The following is a 6,226-nucleotide window of genomic DNA, read 5'->3' as shown; positions in this document are numbered from 1 at the left end:
AGCTTCAGGCGGATCAGGGCCGCGCGCTGTTTGAGCGAAGCGAGTTTGCGCGGACCCCGCCTGAAGCCAGCACCGCAGGGTGCCCCGTAGCGCAGCGAAGGGGTCGCAGACAGTAGGGTCGCCTTTCTTTGCTTACTTTCTTTGGCGAAGCAAAGAAAGTGAGTCGCATGCCGGGCGACTCCCGGCCAGCCCAACCAAGCAGGGCCAGGAAGCCATGAGACTCACAACGAACAAGACCTGAACCCGCAAAAAACATCATCCCGCCCAGGCAAATAAAAGTTGCGGTATTTCGGATGCTTCATCCGCGCCCGCGTGGCAAAAGACGCTCCACGGAGCACCTTGTGCGTCCCAAACCACGGTTCGGAATAAGTCCGGTAAGGGTCGGGCGCAAACCCCGGATACGGCCGGAACGTCGTGCCCATCCACTCCCATACATTGCCCCAGAAAAACCCCCGGCGCGCCGCCGTGTGCGCAGCCACTTCCCATTCCACCTCGGCCGGCAGGCGGCGCCCGGCCCAGCGGCACCAGGCGTCTGCTTCCCACCAGCTCATGTGCATGGCGGGCTGGCTGCCTTGCATGCGCATGGTCTGGCCGAAGCGGGTTTGCAGCACGGCGCCGCTGCCGACGCCGATCTGCTCGACGTAGCGCGGGCCGCGCCGGCCCTCGCTGGCGGCCAGGCCCTGCAGCCAGTGCCAGCCTTCGGGCTGCCACAACTCGGCCCGGTCATAGCCGCCGTCGGCCACAAACTCCACATACTGCGCCCACGTCACGGGCTGGGCGTCTATTTCAAACTCGGGAACGCTGATGGCATGCGCCGCCCGTTCGTTGTCAAAGGAAAAACCGGCGCCGGCTCCGCTGGCGCTGCCCATCTGCCAGGTGGTGGCCGGAACCAGCAGCGGCTCGCGCAGCGCCATGGGCTGCGGCGTAAAGGCGGCCTGCAAGGGCTTGTCCAGCGGCAGGCCCAGGGTCTGCGCCATGTAGGCGAAAGCTTCGGCATGCATGTCTTCATGAAACAGGCACAGACGGTAAAAGTACAAGGCGTCATCGTCGTCGCCCGCTTTTTCAAGCAGTTCCAGCGTGCTTTCCAGCGTGTCGAGCAGATAGGCGCGGCAACTGTCCACACCGGGCAGGTCCAGGGTCCAGCGCGTGTCGTGGGCGACCTGGTCTGAATCCCACCAGCGGTCTGCGTTTGACTCGATGGAGGCCAGCCGGGCCTGCAGCGGGTCGCACTGCACGCCCCGCGCGCGCTGCAGGTTGCGGCCAATCCAGCGTTCCTGGAACCAGGCCACGTGGCCCAGCTCCCACAGCGGCGGATTCAGCGTGGCGAGCAAAGGCACCGCCAGCTGGTCGGCTTCCAGCGCCCGCTGGTACTGGCCAAAAAGGTGCAGCGTATGATTGCGCGCATCTATCAACGCCAGCGACAGCGGCTCTCGGCCGGCCTGGCGCATCAGCGGCGAATCAATCAAACCGGGTGATGCATCGGGTATGGAATCAGAAGCCAAAACTATAGTCCTGGTAAGCCCGGCGCTGCGGGAGGCCAACAACGGCAACTGGCACACCGCCCACCGCTGGGCACAATTTTTATCGGGTGATTGTGACATTGCGCTGATGCGGCAATGGCCCGCTCCGACCGGGGAGTCCGCGCACCACGGCACGCCGCGCGCCATGGTGGCACTGCACGCCGGCCGCTCGGCGGCGTCGATCCGGGCCTGGGCCCAGGCCTACCCCGAAAAGCCCCTGATTGTGGTGCTGACCGGCACCGACCTCTACCGCGACATCCTGACCGACCGCGAAGCGCAACAGTCGCTGGCGCTGGCCACGCACCTGGTGGTGTTGCAGGACGCGGGACTGGCGGCCCTGCCCGAGGCCTGGCGCGGCAAGGCGCGGGTAATTTACCAGTCGGCCCCTGAGCTGAAGCCCGCCCGCAAGTCCAGCCGACGTTTCGGCGTGCTGATGGTCGGCCACCTGCGCGACGAAAAAGACCCGCTGACCTTCATGCGCGCGGCCTGCCACGACTACCCGGCGGGTATTCATTTTGACCAGATCGGCCTGGCGCTTGAGCCGCAATTTGAAGAGGCTGCGCGGGCGACGGCCCAGCGCAGCCCGCGCTACCGCTGGCTAGGCGGCCTTCCCCGTGCGGCCACGCGCCAGCGCATCAAGCGCGCGCATGTGCTGGTGAACTGCTCGCGCATGGAAGGCGGCGCCCATGTCATTCTGGAGGCGGTGCAGTCGGGCACGCCGGTGCTGGCGTCGCGCATCAGCGGCAACCTGGGCATGCTGGGGGCCGACTATGGGGGCTACTTTGAGCCAGGCGATGACGACCAGTTGGCGGCGCTGGTGCGGCGCTGCGCGGCCGAGGCCGACTTTCTGGCCCGGCTGCAGCGGCAATGCAGCGCACGCGCAGCCCTGTTTGCGCCGCAAGAAGAAAAGCGCCTTGTCATAAACTTGATGAATTCCGCACTGAATATGAACGCTGACCTGCTCATCCCTGCAGCACCGTTGCAATGCCTTTGAAAGCCTACTGATGACCACCCCCGACAACGCCACAATGCCCCCTAAAACCCTGACGCCCCGGCTGACCAGCCTGTCCCACGGCGGCGGCTGCGGCTGCAAGATTGCGCCTGGCGTACTGAGCGAAATCCTGAAAAACTCCAGCAACCTGCCGGGCCTGAACTTGCCGCCAGAGCTGCTGGTCGGCATTGAAACCGCCGACGACGCGGCGGTCTACCTGCTCAACGACGAGCAGGCGCTGATCGCCACCACCGACTTTTTCATGCCCATCGTCGATGACCCCTACGACTTCGGCCGCATCGCCGCCACCAACGCCATCAGCGACGTGTACGCCATGGGCGGCACGCCCATCATGGCGCTGGGCATCGTCGGCATGCCGATCAACGTGCTGCCGCTGGAAACCATAGGCGCGATTTTGCGCGGCGGCCAGGACGTGTGCCGCGATGCCGGCATTCCGATTGCGGGCGGCCACACGATTGACTCGGTCGAGCCGATTTACGGTCTGGTCGTCATGGGGCTGATCCATCCTTCGCGCGTCAAGAAAAACTCGGGCGCCCGGGCAGGTGATGTGCTGATCCTTGGCAAGCCGCTGGGCGTGGGAATTTTGTCGGCGGCGCTTAAAAAGGAAGCACTGAGCGCCGAAGGCTATGCCTGCATGATCGCCACCACCACGCAGCTGAACAAGCCGGGCATCGAGCTGGCCAAGATGGAAGCGGTGCACGCCCTGACCGACGTCACCGGTTTTGGCCTGGCGGGGCATGGGCTCGAACTGGCGCGCGGCGCCCAGCTCAAGATGCAGCTTCAACTCGACCAGATTCCACTGCTGCCCGGCGTGCTCGAGCTCGCCACCCAGGGCATGGTGACCGGCGCCTCGGGCCGCAACTGGGCCAGCTATGGCGAGGAAGTCACCGTGCCGGCGGACATCAGCCCGGCGCACAAGGCGCTGCTGAGCGACCCGCAAACCAGCGGCGGGCTGCTGGTGGCCTGTGCGCCCGAGGCCGCCGACGAGGTGTTGGCCTGCTTTCGCAGGCATGGTTTTCACGATGCGCGCGCCGTGGGCCGCATGGTGCAAGGCCATGGCATGGAAGTGCTCTGAACAGGAACGGCATCAAGCCACCACCGCACGGTGGATTCAGCCTGCGGCGTTCCCTCTAAAATGCCTCTTTCGCCAATCATCATCCGGAATGACGCACCCATGTCTTCCGGATGAATTGTTATGCGAACGTTCTTTATCCTGGAGACAAAATGCGCGCCCTATTGAAGTTTTCGAATGCCGTGGACTGGCTCAATGCCCAGGTCGGCAAGTACGTGATCTGGCTCATCTTTGCAGCCACCGCCATCAGCGCCGTCAACGCCATCATGCGCAAGGTCTTTGACGCCAGTTCCAATGCCTACCTGGAGGCGCAGTGGTACCTGTTCGCATGGTCCTTCCTGGCGGCGGCCGGCTACACCCTGCTGCACCGCGAGCATGTGCGCATCGACGTGCTGAACAGCCGGCTGTCCAAACGCGCGCAGGTGTGGATCGACATCATCGGCTTCGCCTTCTTCCTGACGCCGCTTTGCATCGTGGTGCTGTACCTCGGCACGCCGCTGGCGATCCAGATGTACCAGACGGGCGAGATGTCCGGCAACTCCGGGGGCCTGGTCCGCTGGCCCGTCTGGGCGGCGCTGCCCTTCGGCTTCACGCTGCTGATGCTGCAGGGCTGGTCGGAACTGATCAAGCGCATTGCCTTCCTGCGTGGCCAGGGCCCCGATCCGATGGGTCGCCTCACCGACAAGTCGGCCGAAGAGGAACTGGCCGAAGCCCTGCGCGCCCAGAGGGAAGCAGAAACACTGGACGTCAGCCCCTCGGCCGATGCGGCCCCCCAACGCTAAGCGGCAGGAGCGACTCAATATGGAATTTTTTACCACCAACTTCGCCCCGATCATGTTCGCGGGGCTGTTCATGTTCTTGCTGCTGGGCTTTCCGGTAGCCTTCAGCCTTGGTGCCTGCGGCCTGTTCTTTGGCTTCGTGGGCATTGAACTCGGCGTCTTCCCCTCTTCCGTGATCGCCTGGCTGCCGCAGCGCCTGATCGGCATCATGAGCAACGACACCCTGCTGGCCGTGCCCTTCTTCACCTTCATGGGGCTGATCCTCGAGCGCAGCGGCATGGCCGAGGACCTGCTCGACACCATCGGCCAGGTCTTCGGTCCGATGCGCGGCGGTCTGGCGCTGGCGGTGATCTTCGTCGGTGCGCTGCTGGCGGCCACCACCGGCGTGGTCGCGGCCTCGGTCATCTCCATGGGCCTGATCTCCCTGCCCATCATGCTGCGCTATGGCTATGACCGGCCCCTGACGGCCGGGGTGATTGCCGCTTCCGGCACCCTGGCGCAGATCATCCCGCCCTCGCTGGTGCTGATCATCATGGCCGACCAACTCGGCCGCAGCGTCGGCGACATGTACAAGGGCGCTTTCTTGCCGGGCTTCATGCTGATGGGCATGTACGTGGTCTATGTCCTGCTACTTGCGGTCTTCAAGCCAGAGCGCGTGCCGGCGTTGCCGCCAGAGGCCCGCACCTTCCGCGAACCCGATGGCAGCGGCGGCTACACCTCGCTGGCCGTGCTGACCGCGCTGTCGGCCACGGTCTCCATCGTCCTTGCACGCAACATGGAGGCCGTGCACAGCTGGTGGCAAGGCACAGCAGTGAGCGCCGTCGCCACCGACGAAAAGGTCGTGGTTGCCATGTGCGGCGGCGTGTTCCTGGCGCTGGTCATCGCGCTGGTCAACCGCGCCACCAAGCTCGGCCTGCTGTCGCGTCTGGCCGAACGCGTGACCTTCGTGCTGATCCCGCCGCTGCTACTGATCTTTCTGGTACTGGGCACCATTTTCCTGGGTGTGGCCACGCCGACCGAAGGCGGCGCCATGGGGGCCATGGGCGCGCTGATCATGGGCTGGGCACGCAAACGCCTGGACATGAAGCTGCTCAAGCAATCGCTGACCTCGACCACCCGGCTGGCCAGCTTCGTGATGTTCATCCTGATCGGCGCCACCGTGTTCAGCCTGGTGTTCCAGGCCGCCGATGGACCGAAGTGGGTTGAACACCTGCTGACGGACCTGCCCGGCGGCCAGATCGGTTTCCTGATCCTGGTCAACGTCATGATCTTCTTCCTGGCGTTCTTCCTTGACTACTTTGAGCTGTCCTTCATCGTGGTGCCGCTGCTGGCACCGGTGGCCGACAAACTCGGCATTGACCTGATCTGGTTCGGCGTGCTGCTGGCGGTGAACATGCAGACCTCGTTCATGCACCCGCCGTTTGGCTTTGCGCTGTTCTTCCTGCGCTCGGTCGCACCGGAAAAACAGTACGTGGACCGCGTGACCCGCAAAATCATGGAGCCGGTGACCACCATGCAGATCTACAAGGGCGCCATTCCCTTCGTGATCATCCAGTTGACCATGGTCGGTCTCCTGATCGCCTTCCCGCAACTGGTCACCGGCAGTTTGGACAAGAAGCAGGAGTACAACATGGAAAGCATCGGCGAGCAGATGCGGGAAAGCCTGCCCCAGACCGACAATGGCTATGACACGACCCCTGACGCAAGTGAGCAGCCCGGCACGGCAGTCCCCGAGCCGCAGAACGCCGCCCCTGAAGACGACCCGCTGAAGGCCATGCAGGACGCGCTCAAGGAACAGGGCAAGAAATAGCCGGGTGAATGAGAATCGGGGCCGCGGCCTTTG

5 protein-coding genes are annotated in these 6,226 nt (G+C 64.4%); 4 read left to right on the top strand and 1 reads right to left on the bottom strand.

All coding sequences use genetic code 11. From position 1 onward, the window contains the following. Positions 1–221 precede the first annotated feature (221 nt). Positions 222–1,448, bottom strand: a complete 1,227-nt coding sequence (senA, locus tag IV091_RS01450) for a selenoneine synthase SenA (protein WP_293464228.1) — start codon at positions 1,446–1,448, stop codon at positions 222–224. A 37-nt stretch (positions 1,449–1,485) separates the two neighbouring features. On the opposite strand from senA, the gene senB reads away from it, so the two are divergent. The 4 genes from senB to IV091_RS01430 all read left to right on the top strand — a co-directional run bounded on the left by senB (position 1,486) and on the right by IV091_RS01430 (position 6,193). Then, entirely contained in the window at positions 1,486–2,514 is a 1,029-nt protein-coding gene (gene senB, locus IV091_RS01445) for a selenoneine biosynthesis selenosugar synthase SenB (protein ID WP_293464227.1), read from the top strand. Positions 2,515–2,524: 10 nt separating this feature from the next. After that, a complete protein-coding gene (gene selD, locus IV091_RS01440; protein ID WP_293464225.1) occupies positions 2,525–3,607 on the top strand; it encodes a selenide, water dikinase SelD in 1,083 nt (360 codons plus the stop codon). 149 nt (positions 3,608–3,756) lie between these two features. After that, positions 3,757–4,386 (top strand): TRAP transporter small permease subunit, encoded by a 630-nt coding sequence (locus IV091_RS01435; protein WP_293464223.1) that lies wholly within the window; start codon positions 3,757–3,759, stop codon positions 4,384–4,386. A gap of 19 nt (positions 4,387–4,405) precedes the next feature. After that, complete coding sequence (locus tag IV091_RS01430; protein WP_293464221.1) at positions 4,406–6,193, top strand: TRAP transporter large permease subunit; 1,788 nt, start codon at positions 4,406–4,408, stop codon at positions 6,191–6,193. Positions 6,194–6,226 lie beyond the last annotated feature (33 nt).

It is taken from the genome of Polaromonas sp., assembly GCF_018780625.1.
Classification (GTDB): Bacteria; Pseudomonadota; Gammaproteobacteria; order Burkholderiales; family Burkholderiaceae_C; genus Polaromonas.
Note: the sequence above shows the minus strand (reverse complement) of the source record. Positions and strands in the feature narration are given on the sequence as shown.